Below are 26,299 nucleotides of genomic sequence, written 5' to 3'. Positions count from 1 at the left end.
GCTGCTTATTTAAATGTTAAATTTATCTTCGTGTTTACCCTGATTAATTGGTATTTTGAAACTACATGAGCATAACGCCCAAACTTACCCGTTTTGATCTTTCAATGATTGTTGTAAGTCTGGTTATAGGCATGGGCATATTCGCCGCTCCTGCCGAGGTAGCCAAAACATCCAGCAATCCCTATTTATACTTCGGGGCTTGGCTGCTTGGCGGCGCGGTGAGCCTTTGTGGCGCGCTTACCTTTGCCGAAATTGGTGCCCGCTACCCTACCACAGGCGGTTTTTATAAAGTTTTTTCTTTCTGTTTTCATCCTGCTTTTGCTTTTATGATCAATTGGGTATTAGTGATAAGCAACGCCGCGTCTGTAGCAGCCGTAGCATTGATCGGGGCCGAGTATATTAATCCGGTTATTATGCCGCAAAGTTTGCAAAATGATGTAGGGGTAAAAATCATGACCATCGGTTCGGTGCTGATATTGTATGTGATCAATTACCTGGGCATTAAAATGAGCGCCCGCACGCAAAATGTACTTACGCTTTTTAAAATAGGTATGATACTTATTTTATGTGCCGCGGTGTTTAAAGGCAGTATAGCACAGGCCGGTAAAGTGATAGAATATCATAATAATAACGGCATCAGTGCGTTTGGTTTAAGCCTCGTAGCTGTATTTTTTACCTATGGGGGCTACCAACAAACCATCAATTTTGGTGGTGATATTATAAACGCAAAGGTTAACATACCAAAAGCCATCTTTTTTGGGATAGCTACCGTTATATCACTATATATGCTTATCAATTTTGCTTACTATTCTATTTTAGGCATCAGCGGTTTGCAGCATAAAACAACACTGGCAGCCACGCTGGCGGGTGTACTGTTTGGTACAGCGGGTTATAAAATAGTATCGTTGCTGATGTTTGTATCGGTATTGGCTTTTGTGAATGTGAATATTATGGCAAACCCGAGGGTGTATTACGCCATGGCCGAAGATGGGATACTACCGGCCAGGTTTAAGCGTGTTAACAGCCAAACACAGGTACAGGAATTTGGACTTACCTTTTTTGTGGGCGCAGTATTGGTGATATTGTTCTTTGCCGGATCGTTTCAAAAAATATTGAGTTATGTAATGTTTTTTGATACGATAGGACTATCAACAGCCGCGGTAAGCATTTTTATTTTACGCCGAAAAACCAAACATTTAAATGATACCGGTATTTATAGTATGAAGTGGTATCCGCTTATCCCTATCATATTTATAACTACCTATTGGTTTGTAACCATCAGCATTTTTATCGAAAACCCGCAGGCCGCCTTAATTTGCATTTTGGCCTTTATAGCGGGTCTTATAATTTACTTTATTACTAAACGCAGCCAACAACCTTATACTACGCCTTAATTATGGATATTTCATTTATATTAAATGAACTGGGGGAAGAGAGAGATCAGTACTTCAACGCGGTTTCGCCGCCAATTATGCAGAGCAGCAACTTCAGTTTTAGAGATGTTGCCGGGCTAAGGGCCGCCATGAGCGATGAGTTTGAAGGCAACCTGTACTCGCGCGGGCAAAACCCTACGCTTAATATTTTACGCAAAAAGCTGGCTGCCCTTGATGGTGCCGAGGATGCCCTATTGTTTAGTAGTGGGATAAGTGCCATCAGCATCCCTATTCTATCGTTGTTGAAATCGGGCGATCATATCATCGCAGTTGATAACATTTACAGCTGGACCATCAAGCTTTTTCAAGATCTGCTGCCTAAATTTGGTATTACCACTACCTTTGTTGACGGAACAGTTTTTGAAAACTTTGAAGCAGCCATTCAACCTCAAACCCGCCTCATCTACCTCGAAAGCCCGAATACCTTTTGCTATGACCTGCAGGATATAAAAAGAGTAACCGCATTGGCACGTTCAAAAAACATAACAACAATAATTGATAATAGCTATTGCAGTCCGCTTTTTCAACAACCTATAGCTTTGGGGGTCGACCTGGTGGCGCAATCGGCAACAAAATATATCGGTGGTCATTCGGATGTGGTAGCGGGTGTACTTACCGGCAGTAAAGCGATGCTTAAACACATTTTTGAGCATGAGTTTATGAACATTGGCCCTGCGCTTTCGCCTCCGGCGGCATGGCTACTGTTGCGTGGCCTCCGTACGCTTCCGCTGCGTTTGCAGCGAAGCTTTGAAAGCACCAAAACCATAACCCAATGGCTTGCAAATCATGATAAAGTACAACAAGTGATCTGGCCATTTAGCGCTGATTTTAAACAAGCCGAATTAGCGCGCGAACAAATGCAAGGCTGCGGTGGATTGTTCAGCATCACTTTGAAAGATAGTTCGTTCGAAAAGATCGAAACGTTTTGTAATAGCCTAAAACACATTTTGCTGGCAGTATCATGGGGAGGGCATGAAAGCCTTGCGGTACCCGCGATCGCCTCCATCAAAGTAGATCAATACAATCAACACGACCAGCGCCATCAATTGATCAGGATGTACATCGGCCTGGAAGATCCGCAATATTTAATTGCCGATCTGGAACAAGCCTTGAGCACCATATAAAGAAACAAAAGCCCGGCCTCGCGCCGGGACTTTTATTTTACTCCGGAATCCGACCTGTCCGGCGTTTCAACCTAAATTTTATGGAGTTACAATGACGCGTGTTGTGTGGCAGCATTGTGCTGGTGCTCAAAATACAAGTACTTAATTTCATACTGTTTATTAAGCTTATCATAAGTAGCAAGGCTGGCATCGTTATGGAAATAATTCTCGATGCTGTACCTAAATTCAGTTTGCGTAGCGAAGCTTTTATTGATGTTGGCAATGGTCAACTCCGTAACCGGCGCGGATTGATTTACGCTGAAAAAATACATGGTTGCGGTTACATAGCCCTTACCTTGTGGCATCAACTGCGCATGGCTGTAAAGTATAAAACCGGCTGTATCCAATACCTGGTAGGCCTGGTTGTGGTAAAACCTGTAATCAACGCCATTAAAACGATAACCAAAGGTCTCTGCTTTAGCCAGCCTTACCTTTTTACCTTCGCTTTTGAGGTTGATATGACTTCCACCTAAAAACTCGTTAAGCTTTAAATTATTGGCGTCGGCGTAAGCTAATTTACCCATCTTATAATCCTGTAAGGTAAGGTAGATACCGGTGCTATTACTTTGTGCCATCAGGCTATTTACCTGTGTGCCGATCATCATCAAAATGACGATCATCTTCATTACATTTTTCATGTTGTTTACTATATATTATTAAAATTAAGGGCATAAAAAAGCCGGGCGGCAAAACCCGGCCTCCAACCTTTACTAAACCTATCTGTACAATCAAAACAGAGTAGATTATCGCGGTTTGAAAATGCGTTTGTATCGCTTGTATATTTACTCACCCCGACATCGCTGCGCTTGTCACCCCTCTCTACGCTGCGCGTAAAGAGGGGATTTTTAGTTTTTTGCTTTCCCTACCCTCTTTACGGCTTGCCGTAGAGAGGGTGGTCCAGCGAAGCGTAGACCGGGTGAGTAGACTATACTACATGCAATTAAAACCTAACCAGCAAAGCAGCTATAAATCTCGTTTCAGAGTTTACCAGATCAGGTGTAAAATTAGTTCCACCAAGCGGTGTGGTATTATAACCATCTGGCGAGGTAACACCACCGTGGCCTGCAAAGTAAGGTACATCGGCATGGCGATGTACTACTTCCATCCTGAAGGTTAAGTAATCGTTTGGCATCAGATCCACAGTGGTTGAATAATCATAAGCATGGAATTTATCGCCAGGGTTAGCCGAAAACGGATGTGTACCGATAGCACCTGTGCCTACAGCCGGGATTGGGTTTGCATCACCCGTTGGGTAAAGCACCAGGTAACGACCAGGGTTATTCATTACGCCACCACCAACTGTCCAACCCAGGTGACCTTTAGCCATTACCATACGATGGTAAAACATGGCACTGGCAAAGTATTGGGCAGGACCTTTAACCGGATCAGATTTAAAGCCGTTTACGCCGTCGCCTTTTTCGTAGCCAAGGTCGCCGGTTAGGGAGAAGGCCATGCTGTTTACAAAACTGTTTTTGTTTTTGAAGTAACGCAGTTCCAGGCTGTTATCGGTATGGAAACGTTTACGACCGGGCTTATCCTGTGTATCCGCTCCGTAGTAGTTATTGGTTAACAATTGTAACCACTCTTTGGGCCTCCACAGAATCTGGCCACCAATGCCCGGGCGACTGTTGAACATACCATATGATTGCCAGCCGTTAATGATCCAAGGCTCGATTTTTAACTTGTCAGATACAAAGATCTGGATCCTGACACCGTTAAAAAACCACGGTGTATTGTCGCTTGTAAATGAAGGTTGGTAAGCCCAGTTCTCGGCATTATAGTAAGAGAACAAACCAACATACGACATGAAGATACCGGCATCAACATTGATACCATTCAGTACATCGAAATGGTAACCGGCATTGGCCTCGCTCAGGTAGCGGTAAGCTGTTGAAAGATCAAACTGGCCGCGGGTAACGCTGAAATCGTTACGTGGAACTACCGTCGATCGGGTGCCAAACTGCGTAAGCACGCTGGCACGCACGTTATCGTAGTGAAAATCGCCACCGAGGGCTACGGTCGAGATCTCGAACTCATGGTCGCGGGCCAGGGCGGTTGAACCTACTACGGTATGGTCTACAGGGTTATGGTTTGAGGCGGTGTAGTTAAAATCCAATAAAAAACGGCCGGTAAAGTATTTGGTATCTAAAAGGGCTTTGTGGCGGCGGTCGTTGCCGTTAAGCCAGGTAAAATCGCCAAAGGCAAATGGCTCGGGTTTAGCTTTTACGGTGTCTTTAACAGCGACGGTGTCGGTTAAAGAGGCGGCGTTTGCCTGTGCGTAGGCTAAAAGTAGTGTAAGGCCTAAAGCTACGAATAAGAGAAGTTTTTTCATTTTGAATATGATATGAGTTGCCCGCGGCAGGTACGGTTGCAGTGTTTAGTTTATTTGCACCTGCCTGCGTTAATTATGGCACACATGCCAATTGCTATACCAAGCGACGGCTATACTTTTTGATTAATTTGATTATCAATACTTTAATTGTTTTTGATTTATTTTTTAATGGAAGACGAGCGAGGATTCCATTTCATTTTGAGAGGGTAGTTTTATCAAGGTGATGTGTTGATAAAGTCCTGGTATTGGAACGCTGCCGCAAGCGTCTCGCTTGTGGCCATCATGCTAAGCTGTACGAGCGAACAGCTACGTTGCAGATCTAAACTAACGCTGCCGCAAGCGTGTCGCTTGTGGCCAATATACTAAGCTGTGCAAGCGAACCGCCGTGTTGTAGACCTAAACGCGGGCCACAAGCGACACGCTTGCGGCAGCGTTTGAACCGTAAAATATTTACAAAAAAATCAGCCCCGCTAAGTTTCGCAAAACTCAGCGGGGCTGATCCATAATTTAAAAAAACGTTTGTCATACTTCGTTCCTCAGGATGACAAAGAGGAATAATTCGTGGCGATCAATTCATCAAAATATGATACTCCTCAATCTTACGGTATAAGGTAGCCAATCCAATCCCCAACACCCTTGCCGCTTCAGATTTGTTGCCTTTAACATACTTCAGTATCCGGCGAATGTGATGTCGCTCCACACTATCCAGATCAAGCGCTACCAGGTCATAATAGCCGCCGTTATGAAATTCATTAGGAAGTAATTTGGGGGTAAGTACCGGTTCATCCATCAAAATAATAACCCGCTCTATTACATTTTTAAGCTCCCGGATGTTACCGTTCCATTTATGCTGATTGAGTAACTTGAAAAAATTGGGATCAACATCAGGCTGCTTCTTTTTCACTTTGGCGGAGTATAATTTGATAAAATGCCGGGCCAGCACCTCTATATCCCCTATCCTATCCCGCAAAGGCGGCAACAGGATAGAAAACCCCGAAAGGCGATAAAACAGATCGAGCCTGAAATGCCCCTCTTCCGATTCTTTTTGCAAATCGCGGTTGGTAGCGGCTATCAATCGTACATTCACCTTTACCATTTTGGTTTCGCCAATTTTTATAAATGTGCCATTTTCAAGCACCCGCAGCAATTTGGCTTGCAAATCGTGGCTCATCTCGCCTAACTCATCCAAAAAAATGGTACCACCGTTGGCTTCCTCAAACAGGCCTTTTTTATCCTTTATGGCACCCGTAAAAGCACCTGCTTTGTAGCCAAACAGCTCGCTTTCCAATAGCTCTTTGCTAAAGGCACTACAGTTAACGGCCACAAAAGGCTTGTCTTTCCGCTGACTTTCGTAATGGATAGCTTCGGCAAATACTTCTTTGCCTGTACCCGTTTCGCCTAAAAGTAAAACGGTGGCATCAGTGCCGGCTACTTTTTTGGCAAGTTCCACTGCTTCCAATATCGCCGGCGACTGGCCTAAAACTATCGGGAACCCATGTTGGGTTTCCGCCTCATCCTGCACCCGGTTAATGTGGTATTGCAGGTTGGCTTTCTCTAAGGCCTTACTTACCAGCGGCAGTATTTTATCGTTATCATCGCCCTTGGTCAAATAATCAAATGCCCCGTTTTTAATGGCCAACACCCCATCGCTTATAGTGCCGAAAGCCGTTAGGTTGATCACCTCGATATAGGGCTTTATCTGTTTAATACGTTGCACCAGCTCAACACCGTTGGCATCGGGCAGCTTTACATCACTTAAAACAACCCTCACATCTTCCCGCTCAATAACCTTTAAACCAGCTTTTGCATTTGGCGACTGGATCACATTATAACCTTCCAGCGTTAATATGCGCGCCATCAGCTCGCTCAGCTTTATTTCGTCATCAATTATTAATATGCCTGGTTTCATTTTTGTATTTATTAGGATTATTGATGAGTACCAGCGGAAGCGTTTCAAGCAACCTCACATATAAATGGATCCCCTTTTTTATTTCTTCAAGGTAAATAAACTCATCGCAGGAGTGCGAACGGGCCGAATCGCCGGGGCCAATTTTAATCGAGGGGATGGATAACCAGGCCTGATCTGAAGTGGTAGGCGATACATAGGTTTTACAACCAACCGCCAAACCCGCTTTTACAATAGGGTGATCAAGCGGTACCGATGATGCCCCTAACGAACCGGGACGAGGAGTTACCTGGCAGGATACATTACGCCTAATAATATCTACTATCTCTTTTTGCGAAAACGTATCATCATGCCTTATATCAACCGTAAACTCGCATCGGCCGGGTGTTATATTGTGCTGCGTACCGGCTTTGATGGTGGTAACCGTCATTTTTACGGGCGACAATCCTTTCAATTGCTGCGGAAACTGGTAAAGGCTAAACCATTCCAAATCGCGCAGGCACTTGTGGATGGCGTTGTCGCCTTCCTCACGCGCGGCATGGCCCGGCCTGCCGTTGCTGATGCAATCAAGTACCAGGTTACCTTTTTCGGCAATAGCCATTTGTAGTAGGGTTGGTTCGCCTACTATGGCCAATTCGAGTTTTCCTAATAGAGGTAAGATGGATTTGATGCCGTTCTCACCCGAGTTTTCCTCTTCGGCGGTAATGGACAGGCAAAGGTTAAAGCCAAGGCCATGGTAACTATAAAAATGCAGGAACGATGCTATCAGTGATACTACGCAACCGCCCGCGTCATTACTGCCTAAGCCATACAGTTTACCATCGGTTATTTCGGGGCAAAGTGGGTCTTTGGTGTAACCCTCGTTTGGCATAACCGTATCCATATGAGAGTTAAGCAGTATTGTCGGTTTAGTTTCATCGTAGTATTTATTAAAGCACCAGATATTATTTCCTTTGCGTTTTACCTTAACCGAGTATCCGTACAAATATTGATGAATGATATCGGCAACAGCAGCCTCATCACCGCTAAATGATTGCGTTTTGATCATGTGCTGCAACAAAACAACGCTCTCGCTAAAAAAATGAGGGTTTAAAGGCAGTGATGGTACATTCAGTGTGGCAGCCGGTTGCTGCTCGTTCAATGTTTTTATCATAACAGGTTAGTTTAATTGAGGATCGAACAACATGGCAGTACACAGGCAATTGCAACGGTTTTTATTTTGCAGTACATCGTAATTCACGCAGCTTTTGCAGGCATCCCAAAAACGGGTTTCACGCGCTACTTCTGAATACGTTACCGGCTCGAAACCCAGGCGGCTGTTCATTTTCATAATAGCCAGACCTGATGTAATGCTGAAGATCTTTGCCGTTGGATATTTGCTGCGCGATAGATTAAAAATACTATCCTTGATCTCGGAAGCTACACCCTGGTTACGGTGCTTTGGTGATACGATCAGGCCGCTGTTGGATACAAACTCGCCGTTATCCCAGGTTTCGATGTAGGAGAAACCTACCCATTCGCCGGTTTCGGTTACGGCTACGATGGCTTTGCCTTCGTCTATCTTTTCTATTACCGAAGCTGCCGACCGTTTCGAGATCCCCGATCCACGGGCTATGGCCGAGCTTTCCATTTCTTTGATGATCTCATCGGCAAACACCACATCAGCAGGGATGGCCGGTCTCACAATAATTCGTTCATCTTCCATTTTAAATGTTTATTTCAGCTACCAGCACAGATCTGTTGAATAACTGTACATACCCCAATGCCAAAAGGATGCCCATTGTGGCATGCCCATGCCATTTATAGGTTTAGGCCATGTAAATGAAGATTTTATGTTTATCCGGAATTTACGGGTACAAAAAAAGCCTATCAAAATGAAAGGCTTCTATTTTCAAAACAAGATATTTTGATCTTATTCAACCGTGTGGTGATATTCCGGAGTGATTTTAAAATGCTCCAGGTAGCCATCTTCATTAACTGCGAGCGCGCTTATTTCTGTTTTAGGAGATGCTTTTTTCTTTTTAGGGCCAGCCAGCGGAATGATCACCACTGCTATTAAAGCGGTAATTTCAAGTATGTTATAAAACGATTCCATGATCTTTATTTGATGATAAAGTTCATGATTGGCTAAGTTTGTGCCAAAAGATGGGAAAAACGCGCCTATTGCGCTGTATTGGTTATAAATTGCTTTTTGCTTGTGAGGTTAGCGATTGAAGGGCTATCATTTTGAGATGGTGATATTATCAAAATGAGAGGGTGTTGATGTTAAAGTTAATAAACTACCGTCATTGCGAGGCACGAAGCAATCGCGAACTTTACAGGGCTTATTTGCATGGCCCCTCTGCTTCTGTACGATTGCTTCGTACCTCGCAATGACGTCTTTATCAATTAAAATCTTTCAGACTCATACCTCTCTACTCCCACTTCTTGATCCCCAATTTTTGCATTTTTGAATGCAGTGTAGATGGCGGCAAACCCAGCTTGGATGCAGCGCCATCCTTGCCACTTATCTTTCCGTTACAGCGTTTCAACACCTCAAGGATGTGTTCGCGGGCGTGCTCATCAATGGTTTTTAACCTATCATTCTTAACCTCTGCAAATACAGGGCTTTCTTTTTTATTTTGAAACTTAGGCAGATACGCATGTTTTATAACAGGGCCATCGGTAAGCAACACGCTCCGTTCAATAAAATGTTCCAGCTCGCGCACGTTACCCGGCCAATGATACTCAAGCAACTGCGACATTACATCGGGTGATACATCGGTGATCTTTTTACCACTTTTTTGCGCGTATCGCTCCAAAAAATGGCTGGTTAATACAGGTATATCATCCTTACGCTCGCGTAGTGGCGGTATAATGATCGGAAATACAAATAATCGGTAATATAAGTCCAACCTAAAACGACCTTCTTCAACTTCTTTTTCGAGGTTGCGGTTGGTTGCAGCTACAATGCGCACATCAATTTTAATAGGCCCTTTACCTCCAATACGTTCAATCTCCTGCTCCTGCAAAACGCGCAGTAGTTTAACCTGCAACTCGGCGGGCATCTCGCCTATCTCATCTAAAAAAATGGTTCCGCCATCGGCCAGTTCAAACTTACCTGTACGCTTTTCGATAGCGCCCGTAAAAGCACCTTTTTCATGTCCAAACAGTTCGGATTCTATAAGGGTAGCAGGCATCGACGCGCAGTTAACTACTACAAGTGGTTTGTTTTTACGGGGCGATAGGTAATGAATACTTTTAGCAATCCGCTCCTTACCGGTACCGCTCTCACCCAAAACAAGCACCGAGGTATCAAGCGGGGCTACTATGCCGATATGGTCAAGCACGGTAAGCATCTGGTGGCTTTTACCGATGATGCCCTGAAAACCTGCCGCTTTACTCTTTTCGCTTAGTTCTTTGCCGGTATATTTATCGTTTTTAGCTGCTTCAATTTCGCCATGATCTACCGGCATTATCTCTTCAATAACACTCAGTAACGATCGGTGCAATCTATCTAACAGTACCACATGATCATTAGCATAGCAATCAGCTTTGCGACTGTAAAACGAGAACGATATGTTATCCCCGGTTGAAGTGCTTAAAGGCAAGCCCAAAAACGATTGCATATTAAACGATTGCGCAATCAACTTTTTAACCGGAAACTGCGATTGCATTTTTACAAAGCCTGCTCCATTATAAAAACTGGTTTTAGTAACCAGCGGACTATCGGCCTGCAATTGTTTTAATTGGGCCTTGTTAACTTTGGTTACGTTCAAAAACTCGTCCGTTCCAATTACCTGGTATTCATCAAAACCGGTACGCAGAAAAGAAATGGCCTCGTCAGAGAAACCTACCGAGGTTTTTACTATGATAGTTAAGTAATCAAACGGAACATGGGGTTGTAAACTTGTAGAGATCTTGAGCAATTTCTGCTTCCAGGTTATCGGCTCGGCTACAATATTTTTAAATACCTGCTCCAAAGCCTGCTCCCGACGTAACCGCGATTCGATGCTGTTTTGGTGACGATAAAAAGCCACATCCAGCGTGATCAGCAATTCCTTTTCCCGAAACGGTTTAACCAAAAAGCCGTAAGGTTGAGTTGCCTTAGCCTTTTCAAGGATGCTTTCCTGGAAATTGGCCGACAAATAAACAAACGCTATATTTTTTGATGTAAGTGTAGCGGCAAGGTCAATGCCGTTTAAATTTCCTTTTAAAAAAATATCAAGCAATACCATTTCGGGCTTTTGCTCTTCAATAATTTCCAATGCTTCGGGCACCGAATCGGCGATGCCACAAACACGGTATCCGGCGCGCGTCAATATTAATTTCAGGTCGTACGCTACGAGCGATTCATCCTCAACTATTAATATTTTTCTGCTCATAGTATCAGTTAGCTATATATGTTTTTGTATCTAATTTACTCAATATTTTCTCGGCCCTAAACTCAACTGTAATAGTGGCACCGCCGCAACTTTCAATTTTAAAATAGCCGCCAAGCTGCTTACTCAGGGCCTTCATCATTTCCATGCCTAATGAATGGGCTTGTTTTATATCAAAATCAGCAGGCAGGCCTTTGCCATTATCGGCAATGGTTAGTATGATGGTTTCTTCGGCCAGTTGAAGGTTCACCTTTATTTCGCCCCTACTGTGGGAGAAGGCGTATTTTATGGCATTGGTGATAGCCTCGTTTAAAATAAGGCCAACGGGAACAGCCTGCGCCACATCAAGTCTTATAGGCTGTATCATTTGCTCAAAACGGATTCCCCGTTCGGCAGGGTTATAACAATCGGCCAGGTAATTGATCAATTCATTAATATATACCGGCATATCAATATAGGCCACCCCCGAGTTACTGTACAATTTTTGGTGGATAAGCGCAATGGCCTGCACCCTGTTCTGGCTTTCGCGAATGGCAGCAAGGGCCGCATTATTTTTTAAAAATGCCGATTGCGTATTGAGCAGACTCATCACAATTTGCAGGTTGTTTTTTACCCGGTGATGAACCTCTTTCAGCAGCCAATCCTTTTCATCAAGCAGGTTATCTTTTTCGTGAACAAGTTTCTGTAACGATGTATTTTGCGCGTTGATCTCAGCCTGTTTTAGCTGTAACTGCTGATTGCTACGTTGTTTATGCCGGTAACCATTAAATGCAAAGCCTGCTACAATAATAAGCATGGCAACACCTGCAAAGGTAATGTTGCGCTGCATGTTAACCCGCGCCAACTCGGCACGCTGGTTTTTGCTTTGGCTGCGCAGTAATTTTATCGACTGTGCACTTTCCAACGTTTTATTTTTTATATCCAACTCTGCTATCTGCTTTGCTTTGATGGCGCTGAACAGCGAATCGTTGATCTTTTTATGGATCTCGAAATGTTTTATGGCAGACACGTAGTTACCCGCCGCCGAATCCACCCGGAACTGCATGTGATGAATTTTGGTAAGCGTGATAGGCCTGATAGCATCAGCTCTCAGCTTCAGGATCTCGCTGGTGTAAAGGCCCGCCTTTTTAAACTGACCTGTAAGCAGGTAAAAACCTGCCATGGTTTCGTTATAGTGAACAAAATCGGTCACCATTTGCTCGTTGGTTGTGTAAAAATCCTTGTTAAAGTTGGTGATCTTGTACACTCTCATCATATCCAGATAATACTGCTCGGCCTTAGGGTAATCCTTTAGGGCTACATAAATATTACCGAAGGCTTCGTACATATCAACCTTTTGGGCAAGGATGGCAGGAGGCACATCTTTAACTGCCTTTGTGAGGTAAGCCAGCGCCTCTTTAGGGCGTTTAGCGGTAATGTAATCGTAAATAATGAGGCTTAAATAGCCGTAAAAATCCTCGTACTGCTTGCGCTGCTGCAATATCTCGGCCGATTTAAGGATGTAAACAAGGCTTTGGTCATACTTGTCCAGATCGGCATAAACCAGGGCAACTTTCGCGTAATAAAAATCGGCCAGGGCGGTATCCGCCGTTTCATTCATGCTTTTAATTACTTCAAGCCTGTAATAAAGCTCTTTATGCAGATCAACCTTTTGCTTGCTTACCTCGGCAAGGGAGTTAAAAGTGGTAGCCAGTTTTTTATAGCCGACGGATTTATATTGCTTTAAAGCCTTGTTTAGTTCCTCGTCGGCCAGGTCTAATTTTTTTAGGTAGAGGTGAATATCGGCAACACTCCTGATCATATCCGCTTCTTCAAGCTTGTTGCCGGTTTGTTTAAATAGTGTACGCGCCTGTTCGTACGCATTCATTTTATCAGGTATCGCGCCCTTAATATCTACTGAAATATTATCGCCCAAACGCGCCCAGATCTTGCTTTCGGCATATTTATCACCGGTTTTACGGTAATAATTTATTACCTGCATAAAGGTGGCTTGACCCTGTTTCAGATCGGTTTGTTTGATATAGGCCGCGCCTTTAAGCATTAAGGCCTCGTTAAGCCATTTTGCTGAGCGGATAGCCATGCTCATCTGGATAGCTTTATTGAAAGCAGTGATGCCGCTATCCAACGCTTCTTTATGATCGCCTATTTTATTGAGGTAGTAACTCCCAAGCTGTACCTGGAGTTTAATGGCATTGGTATCGGCCTTATTTTTTAAGTTATTTAGATTGAGTTTAATGGTAGCAACGTCCATCTTTTTTTGCCCCAGCGCTCCGGATGCAAAAAAAACAACAATAAAACATAACGTTATATATTTAAACATGTACAGCGTATTTTATTGTAATAAAGACAATTATAAACAATAACATAACCCTGCCATCCCGGGTAAATGCAGCGGAACTATGACAGGTTTTGATCAGTAAATTTATTCATTTTTGGTCAAATCAGCCTTATTTATTTGGAAGCCAATTTTGCAGCGGCTATAGCGAAAAGGAATACATCAGTTTTAATAAAACTATCTATCACCATTGCGGTAATCAATGTACGTTTTACGGTTTTTATTGTATGGATTACCTTTTTGATGGGATTGCTGTAACATTATTTTTACAGCGCGTATAAAAGATCATGTCATTGCGAGGAGCAGGCGAGGGCCAGCGCGCGAGGGCGACGTGGCAATCGCATGCTATACAGGGTGGCTATGCTTACGTGCGGTTGCCACGCTGCGTTCGCAATGACATTGAAAAAAATCGCTACCAAACCCTATTCTCTTTAGTATATTCCCGCTCGATCCCTTCTAAGATCAACTCGTTCGAGATCCGGGCTTCTTTGCGAGCCAGCATTTGCAGGCAGGCAAACTGCACTACGTTTAAAATACCCGAACCGCTCAGTTCATACTTACGCGAAATTTGCTCCAGGTTAATATGCCCGTTAAGGTTAGCTTTAGGAGGAAATGTTTTTTGCCAGATGGTGTACCGTTCCTCGGCATTGGGGAGCGGGAAATGGATAACCGATTGAAAGCGGCGCATAAAGGCCTCATCAATGTTATTTTTAAAGTTGGTGGCCAATATTACCAGGCCGTTATGCTGTTCAACACGTTGCAGCAGGTATGATGCCTCCTGGTTGGCGTATTTATCGTGGGCATCTTTTACGTTGGTGCGTTTACCAAAAAGCGCGTCGGCCTCATCAAAAAACAGGATCCAGTTTTTGTTATCGGCTTTTTCGAATAGTTTGGATAGATTTTTTTCGGTTTCGCCGATGAATTTGGATACGATCATAGATAGGTCGATCCTGAACACATGTTTGCCAGTGTACTTGCCCAATAACGATGCGGTAAGCGTTTTACCCGTTCCCGGCGGACCGTGGAACAGTGCGCGGTAACCCGGTTTCAGTTTTCGCTCCATGCCCCAATCGGTCATTAAAACCTGTTGGTAGTTTACCCAGTTTTCAAGCTCGGCAATCTGTTTACGGGTGATATCTCCAAGCACCAGGTCGTCCCAGTTATAGGTAGTTTCCAAATGCTGTGCAGGGAAGTTCATGCTTAGTTTAGGGATGGATTGCGTGCCGCTGATCAAGAGTTCGAGGTACTCCGGCTGCAATACTATCCGGCCTGATAATACGGGCTCTCCTTCCGGCACATCTTCGAGGTACAAAATATGTTGTTTGGCAAAGTTGCTTTGATGGTGGAACAGGGCCGCGATGTCCAATCGTTTCTCCATATCATCGCCTGCCAGTATAAAAGCCGCGGTTTGCCCGGTTGGTAAAAAACTACGCCCGTTCCGGCTTCGTACACCGCCTAATTGTTGGAAATCGCCTGATTCCTGCATAAAAGGCTGGATGATCTCATCAAAAAAATCAACCTGTAAGTGCGGGGCCAATGCCAGCATCAGTATGATCACCTCGTTGCTATCCAATTTATAGTCGCTGATGAGTTTTTCGATACCGCTACCGCCCCGATCCAAACGCGGCAACAGCGGCGGTAAAAATGCTCCCTCATTACCCAACGAGGCCTGCAGCCGCGCTTTGAGGCATCCGGCCGTGTATTGCAACAACGCTTTTATCTGTTTAAGATCTGTAGCCATAACTATTTACGCGGACCGTTTTGCTGTACAACATGGGTTAATTCGTGCGCCAGCAAGTTCATACCCGCGGTGCTTTCCGGATCAAACTTGGCGGCATTAAAGTAAATATCATTGCCATGCGTAAATGCCTGCGCTTTGGATAAGTTGCAAAGCTCAACCGCCTGCTGCCCGGTGTGAATTTTCACCTGCTCAAAGTTGGCATTCATCTGATGCTCCAACTGCGCCCTTACCTTGGCCGGCAGCGGACTGCCGCCGCCCTTGCTTTCATTCAATAACCTATCAAACTTAGCTTCCGGGGCTTCCGGTTTTCCTTCTGTTTTCTCTACGCCCCCGCCTTTTTCTTCTTTCTTTTGCGCGGCGGCTTTATCATCTTTTTCCTCGCCTTTCTCTTTCTTCTGCGGCTTGCCTTCGTCTTTTTTATCCTCTTCGCCTTTTTTCTGCGGCTCTTTGTCCTTTTTCTCTTCTTCTTTTTTCTGCACGCCTTCCTTATCCTTCTTATCTTCTTCCTTTTTTTGCGGCTCTTTATCTTTCTTTTCTTCTTCTTTTTTCTGAGGCTTTTCCTCTTCCTTCTTCTCGTCTTTTTTCTGTGGTTTGCCTTCTTCCTTTTCGTCCTTCTTTTCCTTTTTCTGCCCTGCTTTTGCATCCTTTTCTTCATCCGCGCCTTTTTTCTGTACGCTCATCTGGCCCATCCGTTGCGATGATTTGGCAGGCTCCTGCTGCGCCATGGTTACTTTGTGTGCAACGGCATCGGCCTCCTGCTCGAGGGCGGTATCCTGGTTACCGTCAATTTTACGGGCCTGGAAAAAGGCATCATTATCCTGTTTGGCTTTTTCGCGACTGCCGCTAAAAAACGGCTTCTCACCTTTATCGGCTTGCGGCTGGTTAAGCGGCTGGCGGGTATGGATTGATTTCATGAGATAGGTTAGTTTAAATTATTCAACAGATCCAGTTGTTTTTTGGCATGGGCGGCCCACTCGCCGGGTTCATTGTTCAGCAGGTCTTCAAATACCTGTTTAGCTTTGGCTTTTTCGCTGAGGTTTGCTAACGCGATGCCCCGATAAAGCTTGCCTTTGTTATTATCCGGATGCTTTTCAAGCAGCAGATCAAAATGCAGCAATGCTTCGGTAAAACGGTCAAAACCCAAACAAAGCACACCAGTGTTTAAGCGCACTTCCTCATTGTCTGGATCGTACTCCAATATGCGTTCGTACTCGGCAGCACCCTCAATTATATCATTACTTTGTAGGTAGGCCACAGCCAGGTGGTTACGCACGACCACATCCGCAGGAAAAAGATTTAAATACTGTTTAAGATAAGCTATAGCCGAAGCGTAGTTTTTCACCATCAGTTGCGCCAGTCCCGCGGTTTGCAATGCCCTGCCATTTTGTGGATTTTCCGACAATACATATGTTGCCATTTCAAAGGCGTCATCATATTTATTGGTAGATAGGTAAACATGTGCTAACCCCATTAATAAGTTCAGGTTTGAGGGGTTCAGTTCAATGGCCCGCAGCCAGCAGGTTTCGGCACTATCCATATCTGCCGAGATCATATACAGTTTGGCAAGCCCTTCCCAGGCCTCAAACTGATCTGATTTAAGCTGGATGGTTTGCTTAAAGGCATGGTACGCGTTTTCATAAGCGCCAAGCAACACTTCGGTATTGGCAAGGTTTAGCCATGCGGTGGCATGGTGATCGTCTATCTCAATGGCCCGCTCAAAAAGCGCATGGGCATCGCTAAACTTATTTTGCTGATAAAATAGCATCCCGCGGTTGTTCAGCAGCGTTACGCTTGGCTGGTTCAGGTCGGCAGCTTTGGCGTAGTATTGGTCGGCAGCTTCAAAATTGCCGTTTAGGTGGTGCATAGCGCCAAGGTTTATTAATTCGGTTAGTTGGCTTTGGTTGCTCATAACATTTCTTCTTTAACTTTATCGGCTATGCCTCCCGCTATTTCGGGGATATTGATATCCGGATAGGTAACTTTTATATCGTCGGTTTTAACATCAAATGGTTCGCCATCCTTATAATGAACAGGCAGCGATACTTTCACCTGCAGATCAGGTCCGTAGCTGAACGAGGCCAGGTTTTTGCGCCATTCTTTGGAGATATCGAACAAGCCCAAATCAAGGGAAGCCCTCAGCAAGGCATTCACATCGAAGGTGAATTTAGGGTGTACCTCTATCTCTCCTAAAGCATTAAATTCAAACCCTTTGGTTGGCGACCAGGACAGATCTACCGCAGCGCTTGCCTCGCCCTCCAAACCTAAACCACCCCGCACTTCGATGCCGCCGGTAACACTGGCCACACCAATGCTAAGCCCCACACCCAGATCGGCATGTAACTGGATGCCTGCCTTGGCCGGAATAGAGAATTTGGCCCCGCCCGAGATCACGGTATCTTCAGGATGAGAAGGATTGAATTGAATTTGGCCGAAAACATCTTTTAACTGGCCCGGCCCTACGCTGGCTTTAAAATCCAGCCCGCCATTAATGGTTGCCACCACACCGATGCTACGCGGCCCCAACGGGATAGCAAACAGCGGGATCTCGATAGTTGGTGCTTTAAACAGCTGCTTATCGATAGATTTTTGCGGGAAGATATCCACGGCCGATGGTAGCTCTAATCTGCCCACTACTTCGATCTCCCCGGCAGGAGTTACTTTAACGCTGGCCGAAGCCTGCAGCCAATCGGTAACTTTAAGGGTTAATTTGCCCGATCCATAAGCGGTGAACTTATCTCCTGCCGGGCCTGATGGCGTACCATCGGCAGATATGGCGCGGTTGGTTGCGCCTACAGTTACCTCGCCGGATACCCTGTCGGCAGTGTAGGATGCTTTGCCCTCGATGGTTAGCGCGCCATCATCATAGGCGATGGTGAGCTGCGAATTGATCTTAGGTATTTTGGGTACTGCTGTACCATTGGCCTTAACGTGATAAACTTCGTCAGGCCCGCGGGTAACCTCAACCGAGCCGCTGCCGCTTTGAATGCCGGGTATGTTTTCGTCCAGTACAAAGCTGCCGCCTATCACTAATTGATCATTGCCATAGGTAACATGGATCTCGGCGCTTTTTACGCCTTTAATATCCGGTTCGGCAGTGCCCGTGGCAGAAAATACATCATTAGCATAATTAACATTAATATGTGCCGATTTAATTCCTTTTATTTTGCCCGGGCCAATGCCAATTTCGCCGGTTGCAGATAATCCCCCGCCGCCGGCCCCTTCACCGGGCTTTGTATAATCAACTGTGATACGTGCGGGATCAAATGTTTTTGAATCAAAATCGAATGATCCGCCCAATGCGAAAGCCCCCGAAGAGCCCCCTTTTGCATGAATTTCGCCTTTTCCAAGTTTGTTGATCTCAAAATTAAGATTACCATCAACCGTTAATCCCGAATCGCCCAGTGTAATACCCAGCGATGTATCAATAATTTTAAATGGCGGTGGCAATTTGATCTCGCCGCTATTAAAAACTTTCCTGATGCTTAAACCGTCACTATCAATAACGATGTCAATATCCGCCTTGTCAATAAGCGGGATAGTGGTGTGTACTTTACCTTTTGCTTCGAGTTTACCCTCATCATTAAATTCGGCATTTGATAACTCAACCGGACTTAGCGCTTTAAGCTTTGGCTTCAGTACCTGTAAAATGCTTACTTTGGAAACATAACCTCCATAAATGCCGGGTATGGGGTTTATGGGAACTTTAATAACTTCTTCATTTGCAACCTTACTGCTTTTAAACAGTTGTACCTGCATCTCACCGCTGCCCCCAGCCTGCATAATATCCGTTTCGGGAGCATAACTTAAAGAAACTATATTATATTTATTAAACGGTCCTTTCTTGGGTATTTCAAGAGGCTTGCCGCGTCTTTCGCTAAAAAAGAGGTGTACTGTTTCCGTATCTACAAATGCTTTTAAAAGCTTATCATCTTTGCCTGGGGCCAAAAAACGCATTCCGTTAAGATGCTCGCCTTTCTGTATATCTGTAAGAGAGTATTTGTCCTGATCGCCTACGGTATCTGGCGACCCTTTTTTAACCAATTTTTCGACCGTAATATCGTACCCTCCTTTTTCTCCACCTGCCGACACCCCCTTTACACTCTCGGGATCGTTTGCCTCTTCAGCCTTTAAAGTTTCCTTTACAGCTCTTGCTATATTTGCCTGAATGGTAGGCCCAGTTGAACCATTGATGGGTTGAGATAAAAGCCATAAATTGCCAATATCCGTATCGGAACCACCCATCTGAAGCTCTGCTTTATGATCTACCTGAAACTCATGCTTCCGGCCATCACGACGCCAATCGGGCCTGGTTGAACGGGTTCGAATCTCATCCGGGCTACCGAAAAGTACCCCTCCGGTCGCATTGGTTTTCGAAACCATAAAATAAACATCCTTATTCTGGCCCTTCCCGCCCTCCGGCACTTGTTCTTTTTGTAGTTTTTTAAACTTATCATTAAATCCTCCATCTACAGCTGCCGCCTTTTCCCAAATCTCCCGTTGCTTATCACTCCTTGCTACATATTTAAATGAGTAATCGGCTTTTTTGGTCATCATATCGTATTTATAACCGGGAAGCTCTATGCTATCAACCTTTATGGTTTTATTATCTTTATCTATCTTGCTTTTTCCCGCATGAACTTTGGCTCCTCCACCGTCGGCCACGCCCATTTCTGCCCGTTGAATAATACCTTTCTTTTTTACGCCTCCACCACCCTGCTGCACCGTATGCGCCACTTCATGCGCCAATAAATGTTGCCCGGATGTACTCTGTGTATCATACTTGCCCGAATCGAAATAAATATCATTGCCATGCGTAAAAGCCTGGGCTTGTAAATCACGACTCAGGCCCGCCGCTTCGCTATTATTATGCACCCGCACCCCACTCAAATCTGTACCCATAGCCCCTTCCATATCTTCGCGGGTGTTGGCGGGTAGTGGCTCGCCGCCACCTTTGCTGCTTTCAATTTTTTGCTGGGTTTGGGGCGATACATCCGGTACAGCGGCCTGGCTGCTACGCTTTAATGTATTACCCTCGTTGGGGTCGCCATCGCTTTCAAAAATGGGGCGGCGTTGCAGTTCTTTATCGCCGCTGCTTTGTTCTTTTTCCTGCTTGTCTTCTTTTTTATCATCCTTTTTTTGAACGGATGGAGTAGTGGCGGGTGCGGGTGCGGAATTAGTGGCACCAGCAGTAGCATTACCCGGAGCAGAATTAGTCTGTGTTTTTGGTTGATTAATATGCTGAACAACCTTATCGGCTACCTGGTCGGCTTGTTTTTCAAAATGATCGCCGGGTTCGTTCACCGTCATTTTGCGTTGCACGCGGTTGCCTTCAAAAAACGGGGATTCTTTAGACTGCTCAGCCTCGTGAGTGGCCGAAAAGAAATTATCTTTCGATGCCTGCTGATTTGCGGGCTGCGCTTGTTTGGTATTGGCGGGTGCTGCCTTTTGCGGTGTTTTCATTGCCATTCCACGTAAAAAGGTTCAACCATCCAGGGTAATTTGATCACACCCATGCCCCATGGCAGGGTTGATAACAGGATATCCATGTCCATCCGCTCAACTATAAGGCGAGCGGGCTGTTCGGCCTCTATCAGTTTCCCATTGCGGTTCAGGAAGCCTTCGCGCAAACCACCGGGCGAGGTATTTTTTAACGCCTTCCAATATTTGATTACAGTAAGCAGCATATTATCTGCCTCGTCAAGCATCCGTTGCGGAATCTCCACATCGCGCTCCAAAGGTTCATCAGCAGGCCATCGGCATAAAAACTTCTCGAAATACAGGTCGTACTCAAAGGCGTTGGTATTACCCGTACCCAGGTAATGCAACAGGTGAACGGCCAGTTGCCTTGCAGGCAGATCCACAAAATCATTATCCTGCAGCAAGCCAAAATCTTTAAAAAAATATTCTAAAAATGGGTGCAGGATCACCAAACCGGCCTGGCTAACATAAACACCTCCCTCATCTTCTTTTTGTATGGGGTCTGTTTCGGTTGTTGCTGTTGGTTTGTTTTTTTGTGCGATAGGTTGCTGTTCCTGCTGCTTTAAAATGGTAGCGGCAATTTCAATTAATTTTGATATAGAGGGTTGAGTGGATATTTTAAACGATTCCACTAATAAAGTGGCCATCTTTCCTGCCATTTCTTCCGAAATGATAGAAAACTCACCTTTGCGCACATAAAGGGCGAAGAGCATTTTTTCTATTATCGCCAATAATGTACCTCTATCTAAATCAGGTTCATTAGCATCGCTCTTTTTGTTATGGCTTATTGATATCGCAATATCTTCAGGTAATGACGTATTAGTTTTCGCATTACTTTCTTGCCCTTTACCGGCAATTTTTAACTGTACTTGCTGTACAATCAATTCAACCGTTTTTTGTACCTGCTGCTCTTCTATTGTCAATAAAACAATAAGCAGTTTTTTTACAGAGCTAATGCTGAATTGCTTAAACAACCTGTTTACAGCCAGTACCGAAGTTTTAAAAACGCCACTTAGCTTTGATCTTAAAACGCTTTCCCTTGCTAAAACAGATAATAGCTTACTAAACCATAAATCCTCCTGTTGCAGCCAATCGGTATCAGCTGCGGCATACCATGGTAAACGACCGGTAGTAATAAAGTACACAAATACATCAAAAGCTTTTTGCTCTTCGGTTAATGCCAGGTGCCTGATCTCCGCCTCTTCCTCTTCGGTATTAGGCAATATCGACGGGTTCAAAACCGGATCGAGCACTTTGGCAAGGCTTGCTGTTAGCTGCTCAAAAACGTCTTCTAATTTACCCGAACCCAGATCGAGGTCTATCTTATCTATCAGCACATGGTTGGGCACATCCATTTTATCCAGCAATAATTCCAGTTGCTTCATTAACACCTGCTCAAAGTGGCGCACGGCATCGTCCTGCACCTGTTGCGCAGTGTTACGCCGCGGCACTTCAATGTTCAGTACCAGCTTATGGATGATATGTTTACCCTTAGCCATTGTTTAGCTTATTTGTCTGTTCCCGGATCTTTTTTGATAACTGTAGGATCAATTTTGGTTATATCCGGGTTTGTAGTGATATCTTTTATCGTGGTATCTCTTATAGTTGTGTCTCTGATTATTGGAGTATCTGTTGGCAAATGGGTAAATATTGGTATGCTTCTGGTAGGCGGCAAAGCAACCGTTACGTTATAAACAGCACGGCAACTATCATATTTACCATTTACAGCAATGAGCGTTATTACTGTATTGCGACCCCGAGGGTACTGACGCATGTCGAATACTTTGGCCAAACTTACCTCGTTGCTTGTAGTACCATCATCAAACGACCATGTGAATTTGAAACTTCCGGCATTGGGTGTATTATTATTTAAAGCGACTGTTGCGGCTCCCTTTTCAGCATCTATTGATACTTTATAATCAAAGCTTGCCGCCGGGTGCTCATGAATAATGATAATGCAATCGGGTATCGGTTTATCATTCACCATAAAATCACCGATCTTGGTGTCAAACGGCCCTTTTGATGGATCAACCACCCATTGATTGCCCAGCAATTTAACCTGGGCATCCAGTGTTTTTGATGTTACAATGCCATCCAACGGTTGTACTGTTGTAAAGTTGATATTGCCTTCGTCTGAACATACCTCGTTTTTGGCCAGCTGCAGCAATACCTGTTCTTCAGGAATTTCGACAGTAAAATCAACGGATTGCGTATCGCTACAATCATGGTTAACAGCCGATAACGTGAACGTAACCTTGCCATCCGGGAAGTTTTTACGCAGAAAATCGTATTGCAGGGTAGCTGTGTCATCCGGCGAGGTAAGGTTGGCATGCACTTGCCCATCAGGCATTGTCCAGGTGTATGCGAATGAATCACCATCTTTTTGGTTGGTGGTTGCCGATAAGCGGATGTAAACAGCATAGGTTGATGTATCGCTTGGCTCGGCGGTTGGTTTAACTTCCGGATGTTTAAATACGGTGATGGTGCATTCTGTTGGCTGCTCGTTCACGGTAAACTTAACGGCCTGGCCAAATGAGCCATCTTTAACTTTAGTAGTGTCAAAGTAAGTTATGTTATCCTTGCTAACTACAGTATCCTCAAACCCAGCCGAAGCTTTGATAATGCCATCAACCGGACTCACTTTAAATTGCAGCAAGCCTTCGTCCGAACATGCTACCGCTTTAGGCAAGCTCAAGCCCACCTGCGGTTTAGGCATAATGAAGCCTATAGGCGGGCAATCTGAACAGCACATGTAAGGCAGGCAAAAATCGGCAAATACCACATCGGCAGGTACATCGGGGGTTGCGGCAACCGCCCTTTGTCTGCCCTGTTCCATAGATGCCCGTTGTGCCTGTTTAATGATCTCGGCTTCGATAGTTGGGTTATATTTACGGCCCGAACGCTTTTCGTAGTACCTGATAGCATCCGGGATATCCTCATAAGCTACATTTTTGGCTATGTATTCGATGGCAGCCTTATCATTGGTAAAACCTTTAACAAACTGTTTATCATCTTCTAACGGAATAAAGCGCTCATCGCCTAAACCCTTGGTTGGCGGCGTGGTTGGATTAGGTGTGGCAACGGTTGCCGCGTACACCATTACAAAAGTGCCGCCGGCAGGCACTCCGGCCAAATGCTCCAAACCGGTATGACTGGCCGAATAGGCCGCGAAAGTAAGCTGTTTCAGCAGCTTTGTTTTGCGGTCTTCAATTTCTTTTAATATTACAGCCAATGCCTGGCCGGCACAGCAGTTTTCTGACAAGCGCCACAGTTGCAGCTCGTAATCATCCTCATAGCCTTTGCGCACATAATCGGCCTTGGCAAAAATATCACGGCTTCTTTTAGCTGCTGATTTAACCTCGTTGCAGAGGTCATCCAGCCGGGTGGTAAAATTATCTATGGTATCTTCGTCAATATCCACCAACCTATCGGGCAGCCACTGGCTAATATTCCGTGTACCGGCAATCATACGGATGGGGATATCAACCGCTATAGCCTGCTCGTACGATCCCGTTTTGGAGGTATCAACGGCCTGCCCGGCTGCGGCAACATAATCGGAGATACTAACGGAATTTCCTTGCTTCCGTATAATATCCAGGAAATAACCTACAGTATCCTTTTCGGTTATAATGTTAAAATCAACCGCGTCGGTACCGCCATTGATCACATATTTATCTCCACGTTCGGCATTTTTGTTGATCACATATCCGCCGGTTACTTCCTGTTGGGCGCTTTCACGTGCGCCGGTGCCGGCAGTTTCGGCCGCTGCTTTGGCCATTCTTTTTTCGGTGCGGGCAGGTATATCTCCTTCGTTGGCTAATGATAGTTGCTGTTCGGCAAGCTGGCCGCGCACCTCGCGGGCGGTAGTGTAGCCTGTTTTGGTATCAAAGCTCGAAAAAAACTGGCTCACATCACCGTAAAGGCAATTCTGTTCGGCCTGGAAAGCCCTCAAAGTGGCCTCGAGGTCGTTAAACTGGCAGGCATAATCATCTATATCAATATCATCAAGCGTTACCGTACCCAGGCGTATGGCTACCACATCAAAAGGCAGGTTAGTCTCCGTTCTGATCTTTTCAACGGCCTCCATGGCATCGGTATAGGTTTTACCTATATGGCCTTCGATCCTGAAAAAGTTGTTCCCATCTATCGAATAACTTAAAGGATTAACAACCGAATCAATAGCAGGCGAATACAAGTTAGCATTGTACCCCAATATCAATTTATCTGTACCCTGTAACCAGCGGTTATAGCTCCATTTTGGTGCGAGGGCCGGGGTTTTGCTACCGTAATAAAAAGGAATGGCGCGTGCCTCTACCGGGTTACTGTTATCAACCGATGGGGTGATCTTAACGCCCGCACCTGCTGATGGCGAGAAAGCGCTGCTCATAATATTCAGCCTATCCAACAGGTTAATCGCAGCGTTCAGTTTTTCGCGGTTGCTACTCACTGCCGGCGACGAATAAAACCGGTGACGGTATGGTGTTGGCTTGGCACCTACAGTAATATTTAAAGCGCCTAGCATCAAATGTTTAGGGAATGCGTAAATATTAGGGCAGCAATGGTAAACAATATCAACCAGCAAGGCCCTCAGTTCGTTATAAGTAGCTAACAGGTCTTTATAAAAATCATACAAATATTGCGATTGCAATGGTGCCGTCGATTGGCTAAGCGATGTACTGATGATAGCTGTAACGCTATTAATAGGATAAACAGATTGCGGATCGAGTACAAATTTAAAGGTGTTATACAACGCCTGGATGGCGTTTACCAAAACAAACGCACCGCTTTTTGCTGTATTAGCAAAGGCGGCGGTGAGTGTTGCAGATGTAGCTATATTCTGCGAGTTTAAAAACACCCGGCGCGCTGCCAACACAGGCGCATCTATATAAGAGTTATAGGCATTGAAATACTTTTTGTAGATATCATCATAAATAACTTCCGAACCTGTTTGCTCAATGATCTGGTTCATATCCGCTTGCGAAACCAGCAATACTTTTGGCCGGGCCACCTGTTTGCGGCCCTGGTTATCGCAATCTATCGCGGTACAGGCGTCAGGATCTTTAGAGTAGTATTCGAGGTAAAGCAAGCCGTACATTTCGGTCAATTCCTTACCTGCTTTGGCTTTAAAACCTGTAAGCGCGGTACTATCTGCCGGGAAAGCCCCTTTATCATCGGCAGCAACCAACTCCCATAAAGCCATCTGCGCGCTATCGGTACCCAAGGGATAAAAAGGCGGATATTTGATGAGCGAATTATCATAAGCCCTGAAGTTTGTGTAGGTGGTTTCAGGCAGGTACAGCAGGTCGCCGTCGGTAGTTACGCCGCAGCCTTTGCCTACGGTAATGCCATTGGCATCGCCTTTAAAACTTAAACCGCATACCAGGCCTACCCCTATTAAACAAGTACGGGTAAGGCGTTGCTGATCTTCAAAAAAATCTACAATATCATTTAGCTGCTTGGCGGTAAGCACCTGGCTATCAACAAAGGAATTATACTCTAAAGTGATATCGGTAAGCTTTATGTTGGTTACTGGAGGCATGGCTTTTTCAT

At 45.0% G+C, this 26,299-nt stretch carries 16 protein-coding genes; 2 read left to right on the top strand and 14 right to left on the bottom strand.

The window, feature by feature from the left end; all coding sequences use genetic code 11:
- The first annotated feature begins 65 nt into the window (after positions 1-65).
- Together AAFN85_RS20820 and AAFN85_RS20815 are read left to right on the top strand one after the other, a co-directional pair.
- Entirely contained in the window at positions 66-1,394 is a 1,329-nt protein-coding gene (locus tag AAFN85_RS20820; RefSeq protein WP_347529541.1) for an amino acid permease, read from the top strand.
- Between the two features lie 2 nt (positions 1,395-1,396).
- Positions 1,397-2,557: an aminotransferase class I/II-fold pyridoxal phosphate-dependent enzyme gene (locus tag AAFN85_RS20815; RefSeq protein ID WP_347529540.1), complete on the top strand. Its 1,161-nt coding sequence runs from the start codon at positions 1,397-1,399 to the stop codon at positions 2,555-2,557.
- 86 nt (positions 2,558-2,643) lie between these two features.
- Here the strand turns inward: AAFN85_RS20815 and AAFN85_RS20810 are convergent, their stop codons facing one another.
- The 14 genes from AAFN85_RS20810 to AAFN85_RS20745 all read right to left on the bottom strand — a co-directional run bounded on the left by AAFN85_RS20810 (position 2,644) and on the right by AAFN85_RS20745 (position 26,288).
- Positions 2,644-3,234 carry a hypothetical protein gene (locus AAFN85_RS20810; protein ID WP_347529539.1) on the bottom strand — a complete coding sequence of 197 codons (591 nt, stop codon included), beginning with the start codon at positions 3,232-3,234 and terminating at the stop codon, positions 2,644-2,646.
- Between the two features lie 302 nt (positions 3,235-3,536).
- Positions 3,537-4,928 (bottom strand): outer membrane beta-barrel protein, encoded by a 1,392-nt coding sequence (locus AAFN85_RS20805; RefSeq protein WP_347529538.1) that lies wholly within the window; start codon positions 4,926-4,928, stop codon positions 3,537-3,539.
- A gap of 568 nt (positions 4,929-5,496) precedes the next feature.
- The gene (locus tag AAFN85_RS20800) at positions 5,497-6,837 is read right to left on the bottom strand and encodes a sigma-54 dependent transcriptional regulator (protein ID WP_347529537.1); all 1,341 of its coding nucleotides are present in this window, start codon (positions 6,835-6,837) and stop codon (positions 5,497-5,499) included.
- A complete protein-coding gene (locus tag AAFN85_RS20795) occupies positions 6,812-7,987 on the bottom strand; it encodes a M20/M25/M40 family metallo-hydrolase (RefSeq protein ID WP_347529536.1) in 1,176 nt (391 codons plus the stop codon). The genes AAFN85_RS20800 and AAFN85_RS20795 overlap by 26 nt, the downstream gene beginning before the upstream one ends.
- 6 nt (positions 7,988-7,993) lie before the next feature.
- Complete coding sequence (locus AAFN85_RS20790; protein ID WP_347529535.1) at positions 7,994-8,539, bottom strand: GNAT family protein; 546 nt, start codon at positions 8,537-8,539, stop codon at positions 7,994-7,996.
- A gap of 207 nt (positions 8,540-8,746) precedes the next feature.
- The gene (locus tag AAFN85_RS20785; RefSeq protein ID WP_347529534.1) at positions 8,747-8,929 is read right to left on the bottom strand and encodes a hypothetical protein; all 183 of its coding nucleotides are present in this window, start codon (positions 8,927-8,929) and stop codon (positions 8,747-8,749) included.
- 319 nt (positions 8,930-9,248) lie between these two features.
- The gene (locus AAFN85_RS20780; protein ID WP_347529533.1) at positions 9,249-11,198 is read right to left on the bottom strand and encodes a sigma 54-interacting transcriptional regulator; all 1,950 of its coding nucleotides are present in this window, start codon (positions 11,196-11,198) and stop codon (positions 9,249-9,251) included.
- 4 nt (positions 11,199-11,202) lie between these two features.
- Complete coding sequence (locus AAFN85_RS20775; protein ID WP_347529532.1) at positions 11,203-13,515, bottom strand: sensor histidine kinase; 2,313 nt, start codon at positions 13,513-13,515, stop codon at positions 11,203-11,205.
- Between the two features lie 427 nt (positions 13,516-13,942).
- Entirely contained in the window at positions 13,943-15,271 is a 1,329-nt protein-coding gene (locus AAFN85_RS20770; protein ID WP_347529531.1) for an ATP-binding protein, read from the bottom strand.
- Between the two features lie 2 nt (positions 15,272-15,273).
- Positions 15,274-16,185, bottom strand: coding sequence for a DUF4157 domain-containing protein (locus AAFN85_RS20765; RefSeq protein ID WP_347529530.1), 912 nt, complete (start codon positions 16,183-16,185; stop codon positions 15,274-15,276).
- Between the two features lie 8 nt (positions 16,186-16,193).
- On the bottom strand, positions 16,194-17,180 hold the full coding sequence (locus AAFN85_RS20760; protein WP_347529529.1) for a tetratricopeptide repeat protein: 987 nt from the start codon (positions 17,178-17,180) through the stop codon (positions 16,194-16,196).
- Entirely contained in the window at positions 17,177-20,731 is a 3,555-nt protein-coding gene (locus AAFN85_RS20755; RefSeq protein ID WP_347529528.1) for a DUF4157 domain-containing protein, read from the bottom strand. Before AAFN85_RS20755 ends, AAFN85_RS20760 begins: the two co-directional genes overlap by 4 nt.
- Positions 20,728-22,248, bottom strand: a complete 1,521-nt coding sequence (locus AAFN85_RS20750) for a contractile injection system tape measure protein (RefSeq protein WP_347529527.1) — start codon at positions 22,246-22,248, stop codon at positions 20,728-20,730. The genes AAFN85_RS20755 and AAFN85_RS20750 overlap by 4 nt, the downstream gene beginning before the upstream one ends.
- Positions 22,249-22,256: 8 nt before the next feature.
- The gene (locus AAFN85_RS20745; RefSeq protein ID WP_347529526.1) at positions 22,257-26,288 is read right to left on the bottom strand and encodes a hypothetical protein; all 4,032 of its coding nucleotides are present in this window, start codon (positions 26,286-26,288) and stop codon (positions 22,257-22,259) included.
- Positions 26,289-26,299: the final 11 nt, after the last annotated feature.

The organism is Mucilaginibacter sp. CAU 1740 (assembly GCF_039839285.1).
In the GTDB taxonomy this organism is placed as follows: domain Bacteria; phylum Bacteroidota; class Bacteroidia; order Sphingobacteriales; family Sphingobacteriaceae; genus Mucilaginibacter.
This window is presented reverse-complemented; position numbering and strand designations above follow the sequence as displayed.